Genomic DNA, 22,159 nt, shown 5'->3' with positions numbered 1-22,159 from the left:
CCCTTCTTGATCACCCCAAGGTTGTCACGCTCCTTCCCCCTTGGTAGGCCGCACCCAAGCGCCGCGCCGTGGTGCAGTATGCCCTCGCGCGTTCATCTGGCCTGGAGGAAGGAATGGGGATCTCGGACCGGATCTCGGCTGCGGATGTCATCCTCGACCTGGGGGCCGGAAATAAGCGTGCCCTGTTGCAGGATCTGGCGGAGCAGGCCGCGCCCCGCCTGGGCCGGCCGAGCGGGGAGATCCTCAAGGCCCTGCAGGACCGCGAGGCGTTGGGGTCCACGGGCCTCGGGCGCGGCGTGGCCCTGCCGCATGCGCGACTGAAGGGCGATGCCCCGCCAGTCCTGCTCTTCGCGCGGTTGCGCAAGCCGATCGACTACGAGGCGCGCGACGAGGAGCCGGTCGATCTCGTCATCCTGGTGCTGTGGCCGGAAGCCGAGGCGGAGGGCTTCCTCCCCGCCCTGTCCGACACATGCCGTGCGTTGCGCGAGCCGCAGGCGCTGCGGCAGCTCCGTCACGCCGAATCGGCCGAGGAGGTGGTGTCACTGCTCAATCGATACGATGCGCCATCGGGCGAAGGGGACGGGGCGTGAGGTGGGTCCGGCGGTTCGATGGCTGACGCGCTGCTGCTGATCGCCCTGGTCGGGCTACCGTTCATCGGGGCCATCTTGGCCGGGCTGTTGCCGGCCCATGCACGCGACACGGCCTCGGCGCTGGCGGGCGGGGTGACACTGATCTGCCTGACTCTCGTCTGGATGGCCTATCCGGGGGTTTCGGCGGGAGAGATCCTGCGAGCGGAAATTCCCTGGATGCCGGGGCAGGGGCTGAACCTCACCCTGCGCATGGACGGCTTCGCCTGGCTGTTTGCGGGCATGGTCAGCGGCATCGGGGCGCTCGTCGTGCTCTATGCGCGCTACTACATGTCCGAGGAGGATCCGGTCCCGCGCTTCTTCGCCTTCCTGCTTGCCTTCATGGGGGCAATGATGGGGGTGGTGATCTCGGGGAACCTGATCCAACTCGCCTTCTTCTGGGAGTTGACGAGCCTCTTCTCCTTTCTCCTCATCGGCTATTGGCACCATACGGCGGCGGCACGGGATGGGGCGCGCATGGCGCTGACCATCACCGGCGCGGGTGGGCTGGCGTTGTTCGGCGGCGTGCTGCTGATCGGGCATATCGTCGGGAGCTATGACCTCGACACGGTGCTGACCGCGGGGAACCTGATCCGCGAGCATGCGCTCTACCTGCCGGCGCTGCTGCTGGTGGCCTTCGGGGCGCTGACGAAGAGCGCGCAGTTCCCATTCCATTTCTGGCTGCCGCGTGCGATGGCCGCGCCCACGCCGGTCTCGGCCTATCTGCATTCGGCGACGCTGGTGAAGGCCGGGGTCTTCCTGCTGGCGCGGCTGTGGCCCGTCATGGCGGGCACCGATGCCTGGACCTGGATCATCGGCCTTGCCGGGCTGATCACCATGTTGGTCGGCGCCTATATCGCCATCTTTCAGAACGACCTGAAGGGGCTGCTCGCCTATTCCACCATCAGCCATCTGGGGCTGATCACCCTGCTGCTGGGGCTGAAGAGCGAACTGGCCCTGGTCGCCGCCGTCTTCCACATCATCAACCACGCGGCGTTCAAATGCTCGTTGTTCATGGCGGCGGGCATCATCGACCATGAAACGGGCACGCGCGACATCCGGCGCCTGTCGGGGCTAAACCAGACCATGCCCTTCACGGCACGGCTGGCCGGCGTCGCGGCGGCCGCCATGGCCGGCGTGCCGCTGCTGAACGGCTTCCTGTCCAAGGAGATGTTCTTCGCCGAGGCGCTGTCCGCCCAGGGCGAATTCTCGCTGCTGACGATCCTGCCCGTCGCGGCGATGGCCGCGAGCGCCTTCTCCGTCGCCTATTCCCTGCGCTTCATCCATGGCGCCTTCTTCGGCCCGCCGGCGACCGACCTGCCGCGTTCGCCGCACGAACCGGCGGGATGGATGCGCTTCCCGGTCGAGATCCTGGTGCTGGTCTGCATCATGATCGGCCTGCTGCCGGCAGCGACGGTGGGGCCGTATCTCGCCCTGGCCGTGCGCGGCGTGCTGGGGGCGGAGGTGCCCTACTACAGCCTCGCCGTCTGGCACGGCTTCAACCTGCCGCTGCTGATGAGCGTGATCGCGCTCGCCGGCGGCGTCCTGCTGTATCGCCTGCTGCAGGGCTATTTGCGCAGCGATGCCGATGGTCCGCCTCTGCTGCGCGGCGTCGATGCCGAACGCATCTTCGAGCGCGTGATGGTCTTCCTGTCCTGGCGCCTGGCCCGGCGACTCGAGAACATCTTCGGCACGCGCCGGCTGCAACCGCAGCTTCGCCTGATCGTCGGCATCGCCCTGTTCGGCGGGGTCTCCGCCGTGCTGTGGCGCGGCTTCGGACCCGGCAACCTGCCCGCCACGCCGATGGACCCGGTGCTGGTGCTGATCTGGCTGGTGGGCGCGGCCTTCGCGCTCGGCACGGCGTGGCAGGCGAAATTCCACCGGCTGGCGGCGGTGATCCTTCTGGGTGGGGTGGGCCTCGTCGTCTGCCTCACCTTCGTCTGGTTCTCCGCCCCCGATCTCGCGCTGACGCAGCTTACGGTGGAGGTGGTGACGACCGTGCTGCTGGTGCTCGGCCTGCGCTGGCTGCCGCAGCGGCGCAAGGTGCCGGGGGAGCGCGGATTGGACGTGCTGAGCCTGAGGCGCCGGCTGCGCGATCTGACGCTCGCGATCGGGTCGGGCGCGGGCCTTGCGGCGCTGTCCTATGCAGTGATGACGCGCACGCCGCCGGAACTGCTGGCTCAGCATTTCCTCGAACGCGCCTACACTGAAGGCGGCGGCACCAATGTCGTCAACGTCATCCTGGTGGACTTCCGCGGCTTCGACACGCTGGGTGAGATCTTCGTCGTCGCTGCCGTGGCGCTGACGACCTATGCCCTGCTGCGCCGCTTCCGCCCCGCGCCGGACAGCGTGGAGGTCCCGGAACAGCAGCGCGACCAGGGCGACGGCGCGCTGCATGGCGACGCGACGACGCCCACGGCGGATTGGCTGCTGGTTCCCTTCACCCTGTCGCGGCTGCTGTTTCCCGTCATGCTGATCGTCGCGGTCTTCCTGCTGCTGCGCGGGCATGATCTGCCCGGGGGCGGATTCTCCGCCGGCATGATCGTCGCGATCGCCATCCTGCTGATGTACATGATCGGCGGGACGGACTGGACCGAGGACCACCTGCACATGCTGCGGCCGCAGCGCTGGCTCGGCTTCGGCCTGCTGCTCGCCGCCGGGACCGGGCTGGCCGCCTGGATCTTCGGGCGGCCCTTCCTGACCACCTACTTCGCCTACGCCGAGCTTCCGATCATCGGGAAGATACCGATGGCGAGCGCGCTGATCTTCGACATCGGCGTCTTCGCGCTGGTGGTGGGCGCGACGCTGCTGATGCTGGTCGCCCTGGCGCACCAATCCGTGCGCGGCCAGCGCGCGGCCGAACGCGCGACGGGAGACCGCTGATGGAACTCATCGCCTCCCTCGCCATCGGAGTGCTCGCCGGATCGGGGGTCTGGCTGCTGCTGCGGGCGCGCACCTTCCAGGTGATCGTGGGACTCGCGCTGCTGTCCTATGCGGTGAATCTGTTCATCTTCTCGACGGGCGGATTACGCAGCGGCGCGGCGGCGATCCTGCGGGCCGGCGAATCCGGCAGCCTGGCCAACTATGCCGACCCGCTGCCGCAGGCGCTGGTGCTGACCGCCATCGTCATCGGCTTCGCCACCACGGCGCTGCTGCTGGTGGTGCTGCTGGCCGCGCGCGGCCTGACCGGCAGCGACCATGTCGATGGGCGGGAGCGCGACCGGTGACCGCCTGGACGGACCATCTGCTGATGGCGCCGATCGTGGTGCCGATGCTGGCCGGCGCGATCATGATCCTGATCGGCGACCGGCGGCGGAACCTGATCGGGCTGATCGGGCTGGCCTCCACCGTCACGCTGGTCCTGCTGGCCGGGCTGCTGCTGACCATGGCGGATGAGCCGGTGGTGCGCATCTATCGCCTCGGCAACTGGCCGACGTTGTTCGGCATCGTGCTCGTGCTGGACGGGCTGACGGCGCTGATGCTGGCGCTCGCGGCGGTGCTGGGATTTGCGGCCTTCGTCTTCTCGCTGGGACGATGGCAACGGGCGGGGGCGTTCTTCCATCCGCTGTTCCAATTCCAGCTCATGGGGCTGAACGGGGCCTTCCTCACTGGCGACCTGTTCAACCTGTTCGTGTTCTTCGAGGTGATGCTCGCCGCGTCCTACGGCATGGCGCTGCACGGGTCGGGCGTGGCGCGGGTGCGGGCAGGGTTGCACTACATCACGGTCAACCTGGTCGCCTCGCTGCTGTTCCTGATCGGCGTCAGCGTCGTCTATGGCATCACCGGCACGCTCAACATGGCCGACCTCGCCTTCCGGATGCGGGACATCGTCGCCGAGGATCGCGGCCTGCTCGAGACCGGCCTCGCCATCATGGGCATCGCCTTCCTGATCAAGGCGGCGATGTGGCCGCTCGGCTTCTGGCTGCCGCCGACCTATGCCGCGGCGACGACGCCGGCGGCGGCGATCCTGTCCATCCTCAGCAAGGTCGGTATCTACGCCGTGCTGCGCGTCTGGCTGCTGCTGTTCGGCGGGGAGACAGGACCTTCGGTCGGCTTCGGATCGCATTGGCTGGTCGTCGGCGGGCTGCTGACCATCGCCTTCGGGTCCATCGCCGTGCTGGCGACGCAGAACCTGCCGCGGCTTGCCGGGGCGAGCGTGCTGATCTCCTCCGGCACACTGCTCGCCGCCATCGGGGCCGGGCAGGTGGCGGTGACTGGCGGCGCGCTGTTCTACATGGCGAGTTCGGTGCTCGCCATCGGTGCCTTCTTCCTGCTGATCGAACTGGTCGAACGCGGCCGCGAAGTGGGCGCGGACGTGCTGGCCGTCACGCGCGCGGCCTTCGGCAGCGGGGAGGATGAGGAGGAGCTGGAGGAACAGGAGATCGTCGGCGTCGTCATCCCCGGCACCCTCGCCATCCTCGGCTTCGCCTTCATGGCCTGCGCGCTGCTGCTGGCGGGCCTGCCGCCGCTGTCGGGCTTCCTCGCGAAATTCGCCATCCTGTCGGCGGTGATGGGGCCGACCGGGACAGGGCTGCGCCTCACCGCCTGGGGGCTGATGGCGGCGCTGATCCTGTCGGGCTTCGCGACGGTGATCGCCATGGTCCGCAGCGGCATCGACGTCTTCTGGACCAATCCCGCGCGGCGCCCGCCGCGCATCGGCGTGGTCGAGATCCTGCCCATCGCCTTCCTGCTGCTGATCTGCATCGGCCTGACGGTGGGTGCGGAGCCGACCATGGACTACATGCAGGCGGCCGCGCAGCAACTGCACGCGCCGACGGCCTATCTACGCGGCGTCTTCGCCGGCCGGCCGGACGCCGCGCCATGAGGCGCCTGCTGCCCTATCCGGCCATGGCTGTCGCGATGCTGCTGCTGTGGCTGCTGCTGAATGACGGCGTGTCGGTGGGGGGCGTCCTGCTGGGCGGGGCGCTGGCGCTGGCCGGCTGCGCGGTGCTCGCGGCACTGCGGCTGCCGCGCGCGCATCTGCGGCGGATCGCCATCCTGCCCGGCCTGTTGCGGGACGTCGCGATCGAGGTCGCGCGATCCAACAACGCCGTGGCGCGCCTGATCCTGCGGCCGCCCCGCGAGCGCACCCATCAGCCGGGCTTCGTGCGCATCCCGCTCGACATGCGCAGCCCCTATGGGCTGGCGGCGTTGGCCTGCATCCTCACCGCTACGCCAGGAACGGTCTGGGTGGACTACGATTCCTCGGACGGGACCATGCTGCTGCATGTCCTCGACCTGATCGACCGCGAGGAATGGGTGCGGATCGTCAAGGATCGCTGGGAAAGGCGGCTGATGGAGGTCTTCGAATGAGCGCCACGCTGCTGTCCGGTGCCGTGCTGATCGCCCAGATCCTGCTGGTGCTCGCCATGGCCTGCGCGGCCTGGCGCGTGCTGCGGGGGCCGCGGGCGCAGGACCGCGTGCTGGCGCTCGATGCACTGTACGTGAATGCGGCCATGCTGCTGCTGGTCTTCGGCATCCGCAGCGGCAGCACGCATTATTTCGAGGCGGCGCTGCTCATCGCCCTGCTCGGCTTCGTCGCCACTGCGGCGCTGTCGAAATTCCTGATGCGCGGGGAGGTGATCGAATGAACGATCTTCCGCTCTGGGCGGCGATCCCGGTCACGCTGCTGCTGCTGTTCGGATCGGCGCTGGCGCTGATCGGATCGATCGGGCTGGTCAACCTGCGCAGCTTCTACGCGCGGGTCCATGCGCCGACGCTCGGCACGACGCTCGGCATCGGCAGCATCCTGCTGGCCTCGATGCTGTATTTCTCCGTCCTGCGGACGCGCTTTGTGCTGCATGAACTCCTGATGGCGGTCTTCATCGTGCTCTCGACACCCGTCACGCTGATGCTGCTGACGCGCGCCGCGCTGTATCGCGACCAGCGGGAGGGCAGCTCGGAAGTGCCGGCGGTCCTGCCCTCCGACCCGCCGGAGAAGGAAGTTCCCTGACCATGAAACCTGAGACCGTCCTCGTCACCGGCGCCACCGCCGGCTTCGGACTTGCCATCGCGCGCCGCTTCGCCGCCGATGGGGCGCGCATCGTTGCCGCGGGGCGTCGCGCCGATCGCCTCGCCGCACTGCAATCCGAACTGGGCACGGCGCGCTGCCATGCGCTGGTGCTGGATGTCCGCGACCGCGCCGCGGTTGCCGCCGCCATCACCGGCCTGCCCGCCGATTTCGCCGCCATCGACCTGCTGGTGAACAATGCGGGCCTCGCCCTGGGGCTGGAGCCGGCGCAGGCGGCCAATCTCGACGACTGGGATGCGATGGTCGACACCAACATCAAGGGCCTGACCTATGTCACCCGCGCCGTGCTGCCGGGCATGGTCGCGCGCGACCGCGGCCATGTGGTCAATCTCGGCTCGACCGCCGGCGAATTCCCCTATCCGGGCGGCAATGTCTATGGCGGCACCAAGGCCTTCGTGCGCCAGTTCAGCCTGAACCTGCGCGCCGATCTGTGGGGCACGAAGGTGCGCGTCACCGATATCGAACCGGGCCTGGTCGGCGGCACGGAATTCAGCAACATCCGCTTCAAGGGCGACGACGCGAAGGCGGCCGGAGTCTATGAAGGTGCTGATGCGCTGACGCCCGACGACATCGCCGATGCCGTCCATTGGGTCGCGACGCGCCCGGCTCGCGTCAACGTCAACACCCTGCAGGTGATGCCGGTGACGCAGTCCTTCGGGCCGCTGCGCGTGCATAAGGGTTGATGCAGGGCGGTTGGATGATTGGAGGGGCTCTGCCCCTCCAAGCCACCCCACCAAATGACCGTGTCATTTGGAAAGCCGGATACTTGGTGTTGTGCCCCCGGGGGCATGCCGGGCCCGCTTGACGCGTTCCGTGCGCCGGTGCGGGTCTCGGCATTGGTCCTGCCCGCGGCGCCCGGGGCCAGGTGACGGTTTCCAAAGGCCTTGGGCCTTGGGCGGGGTGAGCCCGAGAGGGGCGGCGCCCCTCTCGGTCCAGCCGCCGAGGACAGGCGCGGGTCACCCCACCGCGACCCCCGCCGCGCGCGCCTTGTCCACCATGTATGCGCGGGCGTCCTGCATGTCCTCCAGCGTGCCGAAGGCGTTGGTATAGGCGCCGCGATAGCCCTTCCTTTCCAGCAGGGCGAACATGGCGCCGAAGTCGAAGTCACCCTTGCCGGGGACCAGGTGCTCCTCGTAGCCGTTGCGCCAGCAATCGGCGAGGCGGACTTCCTTCACGCGATCGAGCGGGATCTCCGCCACGAAGCCATCGACTCCCGGCGGCAGCAGATGCGCGTGGTTGGCAGTGAAGGACAGCGCGAAGGCCGGGGAGTGGATGGCGTCGAAATAGTACCGCCATTCCTCCATCGTATGCGCGAGGTAGTGGACCTCCGCATTCTCCGGCTCGCGGTTGAGGTTCTCGAGCAGCAGCAGCGCGCCGTGCTGTTCGGCGTGCGTCACCATGCGTTGCAGGCGGTCGCGCCCGGCTTCCATGCGCATCGGCACATCCGCGGTGAAGTGATAGCCGGCGTGGACGACGATCCATTCGGCTTCGAGCCTCGGCGCGACCTCGATATAGGCGCGCAGATAGGCGTCCACCGCATCGCTCAGGAAGGGCGAATATTCGGCGACATTGACCGCCGACAGGGTGTGCAGCGCGACCTGCACGCCATTCGCCTTGGCACTCCGCCTGATGGCGCGGCACCGTGCCTCATCGAACAGCGTCACTGCATTGGCGCCGGTATCGAGCTGGATGTCGATGTGCCGCACCGCATTGCGGGCGGCCCATTCGATCGCATCCTCGAGCTTCAGCTTGCGGCCGACATCCACGCCGATCCGATCTTGGAGCGACATCGTTTCCTCCTCCTGCTTTGTCTCCATGGTTTACAGGCCGGGAGGGTGGTGGCAACGTTTCCGCCGTCCAAGAAGTGAAAGCCGTGCCGTGAGACCGCCCAAGGCGGCCGCGTCACGAACAGGGTGGGAGGAAGCCGGATGTTCCTGATCGACAGGCGTCAGATGCTTGCGCTCGCGGCCTGGTCCGCGGCGGCCACCAGGGCCTGGGCAGATTCGCCCATGAATCCGCAGGAACGCGAACTCTACGAAGCCGCGAAGCGCGAAGGCGAGATCACCTGGTACACCGGGCAATACAGCGCGGATGCCTCGGAAGCCGCGGGACGTGCCTTCAACGAGCGGTATCCGGGCGTGCGCTGCAACGTGGTGCGCAGCACGTCGCAGGTCGCTTTCCAACGCCTGTCGCAGGATTTCCGCGCGGGCGTGGGCCAGTGCGACGTCTTCTCCTCGACCAATGGCGGGCATTACGTCCAGCTCAAGCGGCAGAACCGGCTGGTGAAGTTCCGTCCGGTCAATGCGGACGGGCTGCTGCCGATCCTGCGCCGACCGGACCCGGACGACTATTTCCAGTCCTCCTTCCTCGGCATCTACCTGATGGGTCACAACACCAACATGGTGTCGGAGGCCGAGGCGCCGAGATCCTGGACCGATATCCTGGACCCGAAGTGGAAGGACAAGCTTGCGGTCGGGCATCCGGGCTACAGCGGCGCGATCGGGCTCTGGGCATTGCAGATGCGCACCATGTACGGGCCGGACTATCTGCGCCGGTTCGAACGCAACAAGCCGCAGGTCGGCCGGTCCTCCATCGACCCCGTGACGATGATGACAGCGGGTGAGCGCGCCGTGGGCGTGGCGGTACCGTCCGCCTCCACCTTGTTTGCGGCGTCGCGCGGCAATCCGCTGAAGCTGATCTACCCGACCGAGGGCGTGATCGCCGCCATGTCGCCTTCGGGCATTCCGACCAATGCGCCGCATCCGAATGCGGCGAAGCTGTTCCAGGAATTCCAGACCGGCCCGGCGTTGTCCACCGCCGTGCGGCTGCTGTTCAACGAGAGCATCCGCCCCGACGTGCCGCCGCCGGAAGGCTCGCGGCCGCTCGATCAGGTGACAATGCTCGCGCCGTCGCTCGAGGAGGCCGAGAAGGGCGTGCCGGAGGTACGCGAGCAGTGGCGCGAGATCTTCGGCGTCTGAGGCTGGTCGGATGAGTGACGCGGCCCTTCCTGCCGCCCAGGTGGTACGCCCAAGCCGGCTCCGTCGTCTGGAGCCGGTGACCTTTCTCTGGATCGTGTTGATCGCGGCGCTGCTGGTGCTGGTAGCGGCCCCGATCCTCAAGATGGTCGTCATCTCCTTCGAGGAGCAGGACACCGGCGTCTTCACCATCCAGAACTACGTGACCGCCTATGGCCGTGCGCGGTATCTGGAGGCGCTGCGCAACTCGCTGATGCTGGGGACGCTGTCGGCGGCGATCTCGGTGGTGATCGCCGTGCCCATGGCCTGGGCCGTGTCGCGCACCGACATGCCGGGCAAGGGCTTCACCTGGGCGACTGTGCTCGCCGCCTTCATCATGCCGCCCTATCTGGGTGCGATCGGATGGATCCTGCTGGCCGGGCCGAATTCGGGCTGGATCAACGTCGCCTGGCGCGACCTGACTGGCGCGACCGCGCCGCTGGTGAATGTGTACACCTTCACCGGCATGGCCTTTGTCATCGCGCTGCATTCCTTCCCGCTCGTCTTCATCTTCGTGAAGTCGGCGCTCGACCTCATCTCCTCGGAGATGGAGGACGCGGCGAACATCCTCGGTGGCGGCACCTGGGTGACAATGCGCAGGGTCACGCTGCCGCTGGTCTGGCCGTCCATCATGGGTGGCTTCATCCTGATCTTCCTGGAGACCATCGCGCTGTTCGGCACGCCGGCGATCATCGGCATCCCAGCGCGCATCAATGTGGTGACCACGCAGCTCTGGCAGTTCTTCGAGGATCCGGTGCGTGTCGAGGTCGCCGCCGCCTTCGCCATTCCGCTGCTGCTGGTGACGATCGCGCTGATCGCCGTGCAGAAGCTGCTGCTGGCGCGCAAGGGCTTTGTCTCTCAAACGGGGAAGGGCGGGGAGAGGCGACAGATCAAGCTCGGCCCCTGGCGCTGGGTACTCTTCGCCTGGTGCTTCGCGGTCGCCATGCTGTCGGTCGGCAAGCCCCTGACCGTGCTTCTGCAGGCCTCCTTCGCCAAAGCCTGGGGGCGTGGCTTCTCCTTCGACAACCTGACGCTCCGCAACTACCAGTTCCTGCTCTTTGAGCATGACATGGCGCCGCAGGCGGTGTGGAACACTGTGTGGTTCTCGGGCGCCTCGGCGACCATCGCCGTGGTGCTGGCGCTGCTGGTGGCCTACATCGTGGTGCGCCGGCTGATGCGCTTCGCGGATGCGCTGGGCTTCCTCGCCATGGCGCCATTCGTCATCCCGGGCATCGTCATGGCGATCGGCTTCTACGCCGCCTATGCGGGGCCGCCGCTGTCGCTCTATGGCTCGGCGCTGCTCATCATCCTCGCCTTCGCCTCGCGCTTCCTGCCGATCGCCTATGCATCCTCGCAGGCAGCGATCCGCGCCGTGCATCCGGAAATGGAGGAAGCCGCGCGCATCCTCGGTTCGGGACGGCTGCACGCGATCCGCAAGGTGACGGCGCCGCTGCTCAAGACCTCGCTGCTCGGCGGCTGGCTGGTGGTGTTCATCGTCGCCTCGCGCGAATTGTCGGCGGCGATCTTCCTCGTCGGGCCGCGCACACGGACCATGTCGGTGCTGCTCTACGATCTCACCGAGCAGGGCAATTTCGAGGTCGTCTCCGCCTTCGGCGGCATCCTGCTCGTCATCACCCTGGCCATCGTGGGCATCGGCATGAAGCTGGTCGGCCGCGACTTCATGCTGCGGAGGGAATAGCGTGCCGCGACTGACGCTTTCGGGCCTCACCAAGGCCTATGGCAGGCTGACCGTTGTCGACAGCGTCGACCTGACGCTGGAGGAGGGCGAGTTCGTCTCCCTGCTCGGCCCGTCAGGCTGCGGCAAGACGACCACGCTGCGTATGATCGCGGGCTTCGTCGATCCGACCGGCGGCAGCATCGCGGTCGACGGCACGGTGCTGTCGGCGCCGGGTGCGGTGGTGCCGCCGGAACGGCGCGGCATGTCCATGATCTTCCAGTCCTATGCCATCTGGCCGAACATGACAGTGGAGGAGAACGTCGCCTTCGGCCTGAAGCTACGCAAGCTGACGCGCGAGGAGACCCGCCGCCGTGTCGGCGAGATCCTGGAAGTGGTGCAGCTGAGCCATCTCGCCCATCGCTACCCGGCTGAACTGTCCGGCGGCCAGCAGCAGCGCGTCGCGCTGGCCCGTGCGATCGTCGTGAAGCCCGCCGTGCTGCTGCTGGACGAACCGCTCTCCAACCTCGACGCCAACCTCCGTGAGGAGATGCGCTTCGAGATCCGCCGCCTGCATGACGAGTTCCGCATCACCACCGTCTATGTCACCCATGACCAGGCGGAAGCCATGGCGACGTCCGACCGCATCGCCGTGATGAATGCCGGGCGGATCGAACAGGTGGATGCTCCCCATCTGCTCTACACACGGCCGCGGACGCGCTTCGTCGCCGGCTTCGTCGGCCGGACCAACCTGCTGGAGGCGCAGGTCACCTCCGGCATGCTACGCGTCGACGGGATCGCGCTGGGTCCCAGCACACAGCCGGATGGCCCGGTGCTCGTCTCGCTGCGTCCGCAGGCGATGACGATCCATGAGGCACAGCCGCCGCTCGCCGGGCCGGTCATCGAAGCCAGCATCGCGGAGCGCACCTATCTCGGCGAATCCTGGGACTATGTTGTGCAACCGCACGGGTCGGCGTTGCGCCTGCGCGCCGCCGCGGCCCCGCTTGAGGCGCACGAGGTCGGCCGGCGTGTCTGGCTCGCGATCGATCCGCGGCAGGTGGCGGTGGTGCAATAGCGGCCGACCGAGCGCCTTGGGGCCCAACGCGCCTATCGCTATCGAGGCCTTCCCTGCCAGGTCGAGGGCTGCAACCGCCCCTCGTCCGCGGGCGTGGGAGAATTCGGGAGGGGCAAGGCCCATCTTCGATCCACGTCACGCGAAGCCCGGCGCTGACCGCCCAAGCCCGTCATAAGCATCGAGCATCCGCTCGCGCCAGGCATGCACGGGATCGGAGGCTTCCAGGATCGGAAAAGGGCTGCAGCATCGCGCCCATTGGAAGCCGCCGAAGACGATGGCGTCACCATAGCCAGGCGCCTCACCATGGAGGAATGGCCCCTGGCGTAGGGCCAACCGCAACGGCAGCAGGGCCTCGCGGAAGGCCGTGACGCGTGTCTCGCGCCCTGCCGTCACTTCGGCGAGCGTCTTCCGGTAGCGCTTCTCCCGGCTCTCGACGAAATAGGCAGCGTCGTCCGGTGCCAGAATGGCCGGGATGTCGGAGACGATCAGCCCGGCGATGCCCGCCAGCACCACGGCATCCGCCCAGCCGGTCAGGAAGCGTGCCAGGGCGTGGCCGCCGGCGCCACCGAACAGGCTGGGCCGGTCGGGGTAGGTCGCTTCGAGATACTCGGCGATCTGCCAGGATTCGTTCTGCACGTGATCACCATCGACGATGACGGGCACCTTTTCCGAGCCCAGCACGCCGATCGCGCTGCGCTCGGTGAAGCGCCACGGGATCGTCTCGACATCCAACCCCTTCTGCGCCAGCGCCAGGCGCGCTCGCCAGCAATACGGGCTGAAGCGCCGGGCCGGGTCGGCTCCGGCCAGATCGTAAAGCGTGATGGGCATGACTGATCCTCCTGATCGCGACTATCCTGGGGATGGAGAGAGAACGCCACCGCATGACCGCCGATCTTCTGCTTGCCTTGGACCAAGGCACGACCAGCACGCGGACCATCGCCTTCGACCCGGCGCTGCGCCCGCTCGCGACCGCGCAGCAGGAACTGCCGCAGCATTTTCCTGCACCCGGCTGGGTGGAGCATGAGCCGGAGGACATCTGGCGCAGCAGCCTCGCCACGCTGCGCGACGCGCTGGCCGCGGCAGGCGGGGATGCGCGGCGGGTGGGCGGCATCGGCATCACGAATCAGCGCGAGACGACGCTGTTGTGGGACCGCGCCACCGGCCGCTGCCTGCACCGCGCCATCGTCTGGCAGGACCGCCGCACCGCCGAGTATTGCGCGACGCTGCGCGCCGAGGGCGTCGAGCCGCTGCTGACCGAACGCTCGGGCCTGCTCGCCGATCCTTATTTCTCGGCGACCAAGCTCGCCTGGATGCTCGACAACGTGCCGGGCGCGCGGGCGGCGGCGGAACGCGGGGCGCTCGCCTTCGGTACGGTGGATGCGTTCCTGATCTGGCGCCTGACGGGCGGTCGCGTGCATGCGACGGATGCGACCAATGCCGCGCGCACCATGCTGTTCGATATCCGGCGCGGCGCCTGGGACGACGAGTTGCTGCGCCTGTTCCGCATTCCGCGCGCGGTGCTGCCGCAGGTGCTGGATTGCGCCACGGAATTCGGCACCACCGATGCCGGGCTGCTCGGTGGCGCCGTGCCCATCCGTGGCGTTGCCGGCGACCAGCAGGCCGCGACGGTCGGGCAGGGCTGCTTCCAGCCGGGCATGGTGAAGTCCACCTATGGCACCGGCTGCTTCGCGCTGCTGAACACGGGGGCGGAGCTCGTAGCCTCCCGCAACCGGCTGCTGACGACCATCGCCTATCAGCTTGAAGGGCAGCGGCACTATGCGCTGGAGGGCGCGATCTTCGTCGCCGGCGCCGCGGTGCAGTGGCTGCGGGATGGGCTCGGCATCATCGCGCAGGCGGCCGAGGCCGGCACGCTCGCCGCCCAGGCCGATCCGGCGCAGCAGGTGGTGCTGGTGCCGGCCTTCACCGGCCTCGGCGCGCCGCATTGGGATCCGGAGGCGCGGGCGGCCATCTTCGGCCTGACGCGCGGGTCGGGGCGCGCCGAACTGTGCCGAGCCGCGCTGGAATCCGTCGCCTTCCAGACCCGCGACCTGATCGATGCCATGCACGCCGATTGGCCCGCGGCGCGGGAGATGGTGCTGCGCGTCGATGGCGGTATGGTGGCGTCCGACTGGACGATGCAGTTCCTCGCCGACCTGCTTGGCGCGCCGGTGGATCGGCCGGAGGTGCGGGAGACCACGGCGCTCGGCGCCGCCTATCTCGCCGGGTTGCAGGCGGGTCTGTGTCCGGCGCCGGGGGATTCGGGTGCTACGCATTGGCGGCTGGAACGCCGCTTCGTCCCGGCCATGGCTCGGGCGGAGGCGTCGCGCCGCCACGCCGTCTGGCAGGATGCCGTGCGCCGGACGCTGACGCACTGAAGGGAGTATGCCGACGGAATGGCCGAAGCCTGGCTGATCCTGGAACTCGCGGGCTACGCGGCGCTGCTGCTGTGGGGCCTCCACATGGTACAGAGCGGCGTGATGCGGGCCTATGGCAGCCGGCTGCGGCAGCGTCTCGGCGTTGGCCTCGCGAACCGGCGCCGCGGCTTCGCCGCCGGGCTTGCCGTGACCGCAATCCTGCAGAGCAGCACCGCGACCGCCTTCATGATCGCGTCCTTCTGCGCGGGTGGTGCCGTGGCGCTGGTGCCGGGGCTCGCGGCGATGCTCGGGGCCAATGTCGGCACGGCGCTGATCGTGCAGGTGATGTCCTTCGATGTCTCGGCGGTGGCGCCGGCGCTGATCCTGGTCGGCGTCGTCGCCTTCCGCCGTGCGGAGGTGAGCCGCCGTCGCGACCTGGGCCGTTCGGCGATCGGGCTCGGGCTGATGTTGCTGGCGCTCCACATGATGGCGGTGGTCATGGCGCCGGTGGAGCATTCGCCGACGCTGCGCACGGTCCTCGCCGCCGTGGGGGCGCTGCCGCTGCCCAACCTGCTGATCGCGGCGGCGCTTGCCTGGGCGATGCATGCCTCGGTCGCGGCCGTGCTCTTCATCGCCTCGCTGCATGCGGTGGGCGTGATCGGGCCGGACGCGGCGATCGTGATGGTGGTGGGGGCCAATCTCGGCACCGCGCTGAACCCGGTGCTGGAAGGGGACCGCAGCGAATGGGCGCGGATGCGCGTGCCGCTCGGCAACCTCGCCAACCGCATCCTGGGCGCGGTGCTGGTGCTGGCGGCGTTGCCCTGGGTGACGCAGGCGATGATCTGGCTCGATCCGGCGCCGGCGCGGCTGGTGGCGAATGCGCATCTCGCCTTCAACCTGGCGCTGGCGATCGTCTCGCTGCCCCTGCTGCCGATGACGGCACGCCTTCTGGAACGGCTGCTGCCCGAAGCCGGCACGACCGGCGATCCGGCAGCGCCGCGCTATCTGGACGAGGCCGGGCTGCAATCCCCGCCGGTCGCGCTCGCCAATGCCGAGCGCGAGGCGCTGCGCCAGGCCGACGCGCTGGAGGAGATGCTGCGCACCATCGCCACCGGCTTCCGCACTGAGGATCGCGACCTGGCGAAGCGCATCGCGCGGCTGAACGAGGTGGTGGACCGGCTGAACCGCGCGGTGCAGGTCTATCTCGCCGGCTTGCCGGTGGAGAACCTGGGCGATGAGGAGCAGCGCCGCATCGCCGAGATCCGTGCCTTCGTGCTGAACCTGGAGAGCGCGGGCGACGTGCTGGACCGCAGCCTCGCCCGCGTCGCGGCGAAATGGGCGAAGGAGGGCGTGCCGCTCGATCGCGCGATGATGGATTCCATCCAGGCCCTGCATGCGCGGGGGCTCGAGCAGCTCCAGCTCGCCGTCGCCGCCTTCATGCGGGAAGACGTCTCCGCCGCGCGCCGCCTGATGGAGGAAAAGGAACGCATGCGGGAGGAGGAGGCCGAAGCGGCGCGCAGTTTCTCCCTGGCCACCGAACCCGCCGCCATCGCGTCCCGCGGCGTGGTGCTGGAGGTGGTGCGCGACCTCAAGCGTGTCGGCGGTCATCTGGCAGCGACCGCCTATCCGCTGCTGGAACGCATCGGCGCCCTGCGGCCCAGCCGATTGACCGAGGCCGAGGAGGGCCTGAACCCGACATGAGCGACCTTTTCCTCGTCGGCAATGCGTCGGGGTTTTCCGGCGACCGCATCGATGCCGCGCCGCCGGTGGTGCGCGCGCTGGTGCGCAGTGGCCGCCCGGCTGCGCTGTTCTTCGAATGCCTCGCCGAGCGCACCATCGCGCTGGCGCAGATCGAGAAGCGACGCGACCCCGAAGCGGGGTACGAGCCGATGCTCGAACGCCTGCTGGAGCCGATCCTCGCCGATTGCGCGAAGGCCGGCATTCCGATCCTAGGCAATTTCGGCGCGGCCAATCCGGTGGCCGCGGCGCGCTGCGTCGCGCGGCTGGCGCGGCGGCTCGGCATGGCTGATCTGCGCATCGGCGTGGTTACCGGGGATGATGTCTCGGGCACCGTCGATCTCGATGCGCTGCCAGTGCATGAGGCCGATGCCGGCCTCGACATGTCGTCCTGGCGGATGGTCTCGGCGAATGCCTATATCGGCGCGGCGCCGCTCGCCGAGGCGCTGGCGCAGGGCGCGCAGGTGGTCGTCGCTGGACGGACCTCCGACCCCTCGCTCGCCATCGCGCCGCTGATGCATCATTTCGGCTGGGCGGAGGATGATTGGCAGGCGCTCGCGCTGGGTGCGGCTTGCGGACATCTGCTGGAATGCGGGTCGCAGGTGACGGGGGGCGTCTTCTGGGACCCCGGCTTCAAGGACATTCCTGATCCCGCGAATATCGGCTTTCCGATCGCCGAGGTGTCGCGCGATGGCGCCATGGTCATCACCAAACCCCGGGACACCGGCGGGCTAGTCGATCTGCGCAGCGTGAAGGAACAGCTCCTGTATGAGTTGCACGACCCCGCGGCCTATCTGACGCCGGACGTGGTCATGGACATCACCGGCGTGACGCTGGAGCAATCCGGCAAGGATCGCGTGGCGCTGCACGGCGTGCGTGGCCATGCGCGGCCCGAGCGGCTGAAGGTGACAGCCTGCTATGAGGGCTCCTGGCTCGGCGAGGGCGAAGTGTCGGTGGCCGGCCCGAATGCGTTGGCCCGCGCGCGCGCCACGGCGGATGTGCTGCTGGAACGGGTGGAGCAGCGCGGCCTGGCGCGCCGCGCGCGGGCCGATCTGATCGGGGTTGCCTCAGTGCATGATTCCGACGAAGGCGCGCTGTGGCGCAGCTATGACGGGCCGGAACCTCCTGACATTCGCATCCGCCTCGCCGTCGAATCCACCACGCGCGATAATGCCGATCAGGCGGCGCGGGAAGTGCTCGCCATGCTGTGCTGCGGCACGGCGGGAACATCGGGCGCACGCTGGCGGGTGACGCCGCGCATCCTGACGCGATCCTTCCTCGTCCCGCGCGAGATGGTGCCGACCGAGATCCGCGTGCTGGAGGCCCGGGCATGGAACTGATCGACGTCCCGCTGCATGCGGTCGCGCATTCCCGCGCGGGGGACAAGGGCAACCGCGTCAACCTGTCCCTGATACCCTACGACCCGGCGATGTGGCCGCTGCTCGCCGAGCAGGTAACGGAGGAGCGCGTGCTCGCGCTGTTCGCCCATCGCGGCGCGACGCGCTGCCAGCGCTACGACCTGCCCCTGATCCACGCCTTCAACTTCGTCGTCGATGACGCGCTGGAAGGCGGGGTGAACGGCGCGCTGAACCTGGACGGACACGGGAAGAGCCATTCCTTCCGGTTGCTGTCATTGACCGTGCGAGTGCCAAAGGGCTGATCGCCGATCCCCTCCGCCAGGCAGCTTGCGGTGGCCACTGGTCCTGCGTCCGGCAGCAACGGACCGCCCGTCCCGGCGCGGATCCCATTCGGGCAGAGCTGCCGCCGGACAGGGACGAGAGCGGTTCCACCCTTGAAGGAACCGCTCTAGCCTGCGCTGGATCGGCGCGCCACGACGCCGGAGGAGGAGGTCATGATCCAACGTCGTACCCTGTTCGCCGCCGGTGCCGCGGGGCTGCTCGCTTCGCCTGCCGTCGCGCAGAACACCCGCGCCGGCACACTGCGCTTCGTGCCACAGGCCAATCTTTCGGTACTCGACCCGATTTTCACCACGGCGACGGTTACCGGCAATCACGGCTTCTATGTCTTCGACACGCTCTACGGCGTCGATGCCGGACTGAAGCCGAAGCCACAGATGGTCGAGGGGCATGAGGTTGCCGACAACGGCCGCCTGTGGCGCTTCCGCCTGCGCGAAGGGCTGCGCTTCCACGATGGCAATCCCGTGCGCGCGGCCGATTGCACGGCCTCGATCGCCCGCTGGTGCGCGCGCGAGCCGATCGGCCAGCTCCTCGCGCGGCAAGTCGATGAATGGGTCGTGGTGGACGACCGGAATTTCGCGATCCGCCTGAAGCGGCCATTCCCCATCATGCTCGAGGCGCTGGCCAAACCGGATTCCTCCGTGCCCTTCATCATGCCTGAGCATCTGGCGAAGACGGATCCGGCACGCGCGGTGACGGAGATGATCGGCTCCGGTCCCTATCGCTTCGTCGCCGGCGACTACAATTCCGGCAGCAGGGTGGCCTACGAGAAGTTCGACGGCTACGTGCCGCGCAACGAGCCGCCGATCTGGACCTCCGGCGGTAAGGTCGCGCATTTCCCGCGCATCGAATGGCACATCCTGCCGGATGCCGCGACGGCCGCAGCCGCGCTGCAGAACGGAGAGATCGACTGGTGGGAACGCCCGCATCCCGACCTGCAGCAGCTCCTCGCGCGGTCGCGCGACATCCGGCGGGAGGTGACAGATCCGCTCGGCCGCCTGGCCGTGATGCGCATGAACTGCCTGCAGGCGCCCTTCGACGACGCCCGCCTTCGCAAGGCCGTGCGGCTGACCGTGGCGCAGGAGGAATACATGCGCGCCTCACGCGGTGACGATCGCTCGGAATGGCAGATCTGCCGCAGCCTCTGGCCGCACGGCACGCCGTATTACCGTGACGAGGGCGAAGCGATGATGCCCGGCGACCTTGACCGCGCGCGCGCCGCGCTGCGCGAAGCAGGCTATGCCAACCAGAAGGTCGTCATCATCAACCCGACGGATTTCCCGGATATCGGACCGCTCGGCCAGGTGACGGCGGACCGGCTGAAGCGCATCGGGATGAATGTCGACCTCGCCGAATCCGATTGGGGAACCGTGGTGCAGCGGCGCGCCAACCGGGAACCGGTGGACAAGGGCGGCTGGTCCATCCTGCACACCACGGGCGGCGCGTCGGCCTGGTCGAATCCCGCACTCTCCTTCCTCGTGCGCGGGCAGGGGGCCAATGGCTGGTTCGGTTGGTGGAAGAGCGATCGCGCCGAGGAACTCGCCGAGGCCTGGGTGACCGAGGAAAACCCCGATCGTCAGAAGGCGCTGGCACAGGATCTGGGGCATCTGGCGCTGGAGGACGTGTCCTTCCTGCCCCTGGGCCAGTTCGTCATCCGGACCGCATTCCGGCGTGACGTCACCGGGATCCTGCAAGGGTCGGCGCCATATCCGTGGAATGTGCGCCGCACGTGACGGAGGTGGAGCACCATCGGGGGAGGGCTCTGCCTTCCCCCGGGCCCCTGCCCGCCAAAGGCCTCGCAGCCCAGGCAGGGTGAGCGGCCTCTCCTATCCTCCCGCGACCCCCTGCGTGCCGACATACAGGCTGTAGAGCGACTGCGCCGCCGCCATGAACAGCCGATTCCGGTGCCGTCCGCCGAAGCAGACATTCGCGCAACGTTCCGGCAGGCGGATGTGCCCGATCGGCGCGCCCGCCGCGTTGAACACGCGCACGCCATCGAAGGCCGGCGCCATGCCCCAGCCACACCAGAGGTTGCCGTCCACATCCACGCGGAAGCCGTCCGGCGTTTCGCCGCGCTGGCAGGCGACGAAGACGCGCTTGTTGCGCAGCTTGGCGCCGTCCACGTCATAGACAAGGATGTTGCGCGGCTCGGACCGGCTCTCGATGATGTAGAGCAGGCTTTCATCTGGGCTGAAGGCGAGGCCGTTCGGGTGGTCGACATCGTCGGCGACCAGGGTGATCGCGCCGGTCGCGCCGTCGATGCGATAGACATTGGTGTGCGGCAGTTCCGGCGTGTGTTTCTCGCCTTCGTAGAAGCCATAGATGCCGAAGGGCGGGTCGGTGAACCAGACCGATCCGTCCGACTTCACAACCACGTCGTTCGGGCTGTTGAGCCGCTTGCCCTGGTAGCTGTCGGCGAGGACGGTGATCGACCCGTCATATTCGAAGCGCACCACGCGGCGGCCGAGATGCTCGCAGGCGATGATGCGCCCCTGGCGGTCGCGGGTGTGGCCATTGGCGTTGTTGGAGGGCTTGCGCCAGGCGGAGACGGCGCCGGTCTCCTCCTCCCATTTCAGCACGCGGTTGTTGGGGATGTCGGACCACAACAGGCAGCGCGCATCGCCGAGCCAGACCGGCCCCTCGCCCCAGCGCGTGCCGTGGAACAGGCGCTCTACCGCAGAGAGCGGCAGGTGATACCGCTTGAAGGACGGATCGAGCGCCACGATGGACGGGTCAGGGTAGCGCTCGCTCGGCTGCCAAGGTGCCGGCTCGGTCATGGTCTGGTTTCCCCCTCGGTTCGCGGCGGGCAGCATGGCCCGCCGCGATGTCGGGCTCAACCGCCGGCCACACCCTGGGTGTTGACGTAGAGGCTGTAGAGGGAATGCGACGCTGTCATGAACAGCCGATTGCGGTGACGGCCGCCGAAGGCGAGGTTCGCGCAGCGTTCCGGCAGGCGGATATGCCCGATCGGGGTGCCCGACTTGTTGATGATGCGGACGCCGTCGAGCTCCTCCGTGCCCATCCCCCAGCCGCACCAGAGATTGCCGTCCACATCGACGCGGAAGCCGTCCGGCGTTTCTCCGTCGCGGCATTGGAAGAAGACGCGGTTGTTCATCAGGCGCGTCTGCGCCCCTTCGCCACTCACGTCGAAGACGCGGATGACGCGCGGCGTCGCCGCGGCCTCGACGACATAGAGCAGGCGCTCGTCTGGGCTGAAGGCGAGACCATTGGGGCGCCCGACATCGCCGGTCATCACCTGGATGGCGCCGGTCTGACCATCGACACGGTAGAGATTCGTCGGCAGTTCCGGCTGCGCCACCTCGCCTTCATAGAAGCCGAGGATGCCGAAGGGCGGGTCGCTGAACCAGATCGACCCGTCCGACTTCACCACCACGTCGTTCGGGCTGTTCAGCGGCTTGTTGTCGAAGCGGTCCGCGACGACGGTGATGCGGCCATCGGGTTCGGTGCGGGTGACGCGGCGCGTGAGGTGCTCGCAGGTGATCTGGCGGCCCTGGCGATCGCGGGTGTTGCCGTTGCTGTTGTTGGACGGGTTGCGGAAGACGTCGGTTCGGCCTGTTGTCTCGTGCCAGCGCAGCATGCGGTTGTTGGGGATGTCCGACCAGACCAGGCAGCGCTGGTCGCCGAACCAGACCGGACCCTCGGACCAGCGGGCGCCGGTGGAGAGGCGTTCGACGCTGGCGAGGACGAGCCGGTACGCGTTGAAGGATGGGTCGAGCACCTGGACCGCGGGGTCCGGGTAGCGCTCGCTGGGTTTCCATTGCGCGAGGGCAGGCGAGGCGGCGAGCGCCACAGCGCCGCCGGCGGCGCCCAACAGCGCGCGGCGTTGCATGTGCATGGCGTGATTTCCTTCCTGGCACGGCCTTCTTCGGGGCCGTGGGGGAAGGCTAGAACATTTTTCGGTCGAATAGCATCACCCCGCACCCCTGCCC

Annotated in this window: 20 protein-coding genes; 16 read left to right on the top strand and 4 right to left on the bottom strand. The window is 68.4% G+C overall.

What is annotated here, in order from left to right; translation table 11 throughout:
• Window positions 1–113 precede the first annotated feature (113 nt).
• Genes KPL78_RS27730 through KPL78_RS27695 form a run of 8 tightly spaced genes read left to right on the top strand, consistent with a single transcriptional unit; the run spans window position 114 to window position 7,340 of the window.
• Complete coding sequence (locus tag KPL78_RS27730) at window positions 114–590, top strand: PTS sugar transporter subunit IIA (protein ID WP_219766545.1); 477 nt, start codon at window positions 114–116, stop codon at window positions 588–590.
• An 18-nt stretch (window positions 591–608) separates the two neighbouring features.
• Complete coding sequence (locus tag KPL78_RS27725; RefSeq protein ID WP_219766544.1) at window positions 609–3,509, top strand: monovalent cation/H+ antiporter subunit A; 2,901 nt, start codon at window positions 609–611, stop codon at window positions 3,507–3,509.
• Complete coding sequence (locus KPL78_RS27720) at window positions 3,509–3,853, top strand: Na+/H+ antiporter subunit C (RefSeq protein WP_219766541.1); 345 nt, start codon at window positions 3,509–3,511, stop codon at window positions 3,851–3,853. Before KPL78_RS27725 ends, KPL78_RS27720 begins: the two co-directional genes overlap by 1 nt.
• Window positions 3,850–5,451, top strand: coding sequence for a monovalent cation/H+ antiporter subunit D (locus tag KPL78_RS27715; protein ID WP_219766539.1), 1,602 nt, complete (start codon window positions 3,850–3,852; stop codon window positions 5,449–5,451). The genes KPL78_RS27720 and KPL78_RS27715 overlap by 4 nt, the downstream gene beginning before the upstream one ends.
• Complete coding sequence (locus KPL78_RS27710) at window positions 5,448–5,939, top strand: Na+/H+ antiporter subunit E (RefSeq protein ID WP_219766538.1); 492 nt, start codon at window positions 5,448–5,450, stop codon at window positions 5,937–5,939. Before KPL78_RS27715 ends, KPL78_RS27710 begins: the two co-directional genes overlap by 4 nt.
• Window positions 5,936–6,217, top strand: a complete 282-nt coding sequence (locus KPL78_RS27705; RefSeq protein ID WP_219766536.1) for a K+/H+ antiporter subunit F — start codon at window positions 5,936–5,938, stop codon at window positions 6,215–6,217. The genes KPL78_RS27710 and KPL78_RS27705 overlap by 4 nt, the downstream gene beginning before the upstream one ends.
• Window positions 6,214–6,579: a monovalent cation/H(+) antiporter subunit G gene (gene mnhG, locus KPL78_RS27700; RefSeq protein WP_219766534.1), complete on the top strand. Its 366-nt coding sequence runs from the start codon at window positions 6,214–6,216 to the stop codon at window positions 6,577–6,579. The genes KPL78_RS27705 and mnhG overlap by 4 nt, the downstream gene beginning before the upstream one ends.
• Before the next feature lie 2 nt (window positions 6,580–6,581).
• Window positions 6,582–7,340: an SDR family NAD(P)-dependent oxidoreductase gene (locus KPL78_RS27695; RefSeq protein WP_219766532.1), complete on the top strand. Its 759-nt coding sequence runs from the start codon at window positions 6,582–6,584 to the stop codon at window positions 7,338–7,340.
• 273 nt (window positions 7,341–7,613) lie between these two features.
• Here the strand turns inward: KPL78_RS27695 and KPL78_RS27690 are convergent, their stop codons facing one another.
• On the bottom strand, window positions 7,614–8,447 hold the full coding sequence (locus KPL78_RS27690) for a sugar phosphate isomerase/epimerase family protein (protein WP_219766530.1): 834 nt from the start codon (window positions 8,445–8,447) through the stop codon (window positions 7,614–7,616).
• A 138-nt stretch (window positions 8,448–8,585) separates the two neighbouring features.
• On the opposite strand from KPL78_RS27690, the gene KPL78_RS27685 reads away from it, so the two are divergent.
• The 3 genes from KPL78_RS27685 to KPL78_RS27675 all read left to right on the top strand — a co-directional run bounded on the left by KPL78_RS27685 (window position 8,586) and on the right by KPL78_RS27675 (window position 12,421).
• Window positions 8,586–9,635, top strand: coding sequence for an ABC transporter substrate-binding protein (locus KPL78_RS27685; protein WP_219766528.1), 1,050 nt, complete (start codon window positions 8,586–8,588; stop codon window positions 9,633–9,635).
• 76 nt (window positions 9,636–9,711) lie between these two features.
• Window positions 9,712–11,370, top strand: a complete 1,659-nt coding sequence (locus KPL78_RS27680) for an ABC transporter permease (protein ID WP_369412883.1) — start codon at window positions 9,712–9,714, stop codon at window positions 11,368–11,370.
• 1 nt (window position 11,371) lies between these two features.
• The gene (locus KPL78_RS27675) at window positions 11,372–12,421 is read left to right on the top strand and encodes an ABC transporter ATP-binding protein (RefSeq protein WP_219766524.1); all 1,050 of its coding nucleotides are present in this window, start codon (window positions 11,372–11,374) and stop codon (window positions 12,419–12,421) included.
• A gap of 135 nt (window positions 12,422–12,556) precedes the next feature.
• Here KPL78_RS27675 and KPL78_RS27670 read toward each other — a convergent pair whose 3' ends face one another.
• Window positions 12,557–13,249 carry a glutathione S-transferase family protein gene (locus KPL78_RS27670; protein WP_219766522.1) on the bottom strand — a complete coding sequence of 231 codons (693 nt, stop codon included), beginning with the start codon at window positions 13,247–13,249 and terminating at the stop codon, window positions 12,557–12,559.
• A 53-nt stretch (window positions 13,250–13,302) separates the two neighbouring features.
• Between KPL78_RS27670 and glpK the strand changes: the two genes are divergently transcribed.
• From glpK to KPL78_RS27645, 5 genes are all read left to right on the top strand, one after another.
• Window positions 13,303–14,796, top strand: a complete 1,494-nt coding sequence (gene glpK, locus KPL78_RS27665) for a glycerol kinase GlpK (protein ID WP_219766520.1) — start codon at window positions 13,303–13,305, stop codon at window positions 14,794–14,796.
• A gap of 18 nt (window positions 14,797–14,814) precedes the next feature.
• Window positions 14,815–16,476 (top strand): Na/Pi cotransporter family protein, encoded by a 1,662-nt coding sequence (locus KPL78_RS27660; RefSeq protein ID WP_219766518.1) that lies wholly within the window; start codon window positions 14,815–14,817, stop codon window positions 16,474–16,476.
• The gene (locus KPL78_RS27655) at window positions 16,473–17,852 is read left to right on the top strand and encodes an acyclic terpene utilization AtuA family protein (protein ID WP_219766516.1); all 1,380 of its coding nucleotides are present in this window, start codon (window positions 16,473–16,475) and stop codon (window positions 17,850–17,852) included. Before KPL78_RS27660 ends, KPL78_RS27655 begins: the two co-directional genes overlap by 4 nt.
• Window positions 17,843–18,172, top strand: a complete 330-nt coding sequence (locus KPL78_RS27650) for an AtuA-related protein (RefSeq protein ID WP_219766514.1) — start codon at window positions 17,843–17,845, stop codon at window positions 18,170–18,172. Before KPL78_RS27655 ends, KPL78_RS27650 begins: the two co-directional genes overlap by 10 nt.
• Window positions 18,173–18,364: 192 nt before the next feature.
• Window positions 18,365–19,942, top strand: coding sequence for an ABC transporter substrate-binding protein (locus KPL78_RS27645; protein WP_219766512.1), 1,578 nt, complete (start codon window positions 18,365–18,367; stop codon window positions 19,940–19,942).
• A gap of 93 nt (window positions 19,943–20,035) precedes the next feature.
• Here the strand turns inward: KPL78_RS27645 and KPL78_RS27640 are convergent, their stop codons facing one another.
• Window positions 20,036–20,986 carry an SMP-30/gluconolactonase/LRE family protein gene (locus tag KPL78_RS27640; protein WP_219766510.1) on the bottom strand — a complete coding sequence of 317 codons (951 nt, stop codon included), beginning with the start codon at window positions 20,984–20,986 and terminating at the stop codon, window positions 20,036–20,038.
• Window positions 20,987–21,042: 56 nt separating this feature from the next.
• Complete coding sequence (locus KPL78_RS27635; RefSeq protein WP_219766508.1) at window positions 21,043–22,065, bottom strand: SMP-30/gluconolactonase/LRE family protein; 1,023 nt, start codon at window positions 22,063–22,065, stop codon at window positions 21,043–21,045.
• Window positions 22,066–22,159: the final 94 nt, after the last annotated feature.

Origin of the sequence: Roseomonas alba (assembly GCF_019430885.1) — a bacterium.
In the GTDB taxonomy this organism is placed as follows: Bacteria; Pseudomonadota; Alphaproteobacteria; order Acetobacterales; family Acetobacteraceae; genus Neoroseomonas; species Neoroseomonas alba.
The sequence above is the reverse complement of the archived record's forward strand: the minus strand, read 5'-3'. Positions and strand labels throughout refer to the sequence as shown.

Coding starts and splice junctions, on each gene's coding strand:
- KPL78_RS27730 (WP_219766545.1), top strand. CDS start 114: ATGGGGATCTCGGACCGGATCTCGGCTGCGGATGTCATCCTCGACCTG.
- KPL78_RS27725 (WP_219766544.1), top strand. CDS start 609: ATGGCTGACGCGCTGCTGCTGATCGCCCTGGTCGGGCTACCGTTCATC.
- KPL78_RS27720 (WP_219766541.1), top strand. CDS start 3,509: ATGGAACTCATCGCCTCCCTCGCCATCGGAGTGCTCGCCGGATCGGGG.
- KPL78_RS27710 (WP_219766538.1), top strand. CDS start 5,448: ATGAGGCGCCTGCTGCCCTATCCGGCCATGGCTGTCGCGATGCTGCTG.
- KPL78_RS27705 (WP_219766536.1), top strand. CDS start 5,936: ATGAGCGCCACGCTGCTGTCCGGTGCCGTGCTGATCGCCCAGATCCTG.
- mnhG (WP_219766534.1), top strand. CDS start 6,214: ATGAACGATCTTCCGCTCTGGGCGGCGATCCCGGTCACGCTGCTGCTG.
- KPL78_RS27695 (WP_219766532.1), top strand. CDS start 6,582: ATGAAACCTGAGACCGTCCTCGTCACCGGCGCCACCGCCGGCTTCGGA.
- KPL78_RS27690 (WP_219766530.1), bottom strand. CDS start 8,447: ATGTCGCTCCAAGATCGGATCGGCGTGGATGTCGGCCGCAAGCTGAAG.
- KPL78_RS27685 (WP_219766528.1), top strand. CDS start 8,586: ATGTTCCTGATCGACAGGCGTCAGATGCTTGCGCTCGCGGCCTGGTCC.
- KPL78_RS27670 (WP_219766522.1), bottom strand. CDS start 13,249: ATGCCCATCACGCTTTACGATCTGGCCGGAGCCGACCCGGCCCGGCGC.
- glpK (WP_219766520.1), top strand. CDS start 13,303: ATGACCGCCGATCTTCTGCTTGCCTTGGACCAAGGCACGACCAGCACG.
- KPL78_RS27660 (WP_219766518.1), top strand. CDS start 14,815: ATGGCCGAAGCCTGGCTGATCCTGGAACTCGCGGGCTACGCGGCGCTG.
- KPL78_RS27655 (WP_219766516.1), top strand. CDS start 16,473: ATGAGCGACCTTTTCCTCGTCGGCAATGCGTCGGGGTTTTCCGGCGAC.
- KPL78_RS27650 (WP_219766514.1), top strand. CDS start 17,843: ATGGAACTGATCGACGTCCCGCTGCATGCGGTCGCGCATTCCCGCGCG.
- KPL78_RS27645 (WP_219766512.1), top strand. CDS start 18,365: ATGATCCAACGTCGTACCCTGTTCGCCGCCGGTGCCGCGGGGCTGCTC.
- KPL78_RS27640 (WP_219766510.1), bottom strand. CDS start 20,986: ATGACCGAGCCGGCACCTTGGCAGCCGAGCGAGCGCTACCCTGACCCG.
- KPL78_RS27635 (WP_219766508.1), bottom strand. CDS start 22,065: ATGCACATGCAACGCCGCGCGCTGTTGGGCGCCGCCGGCGGCGCTGTG.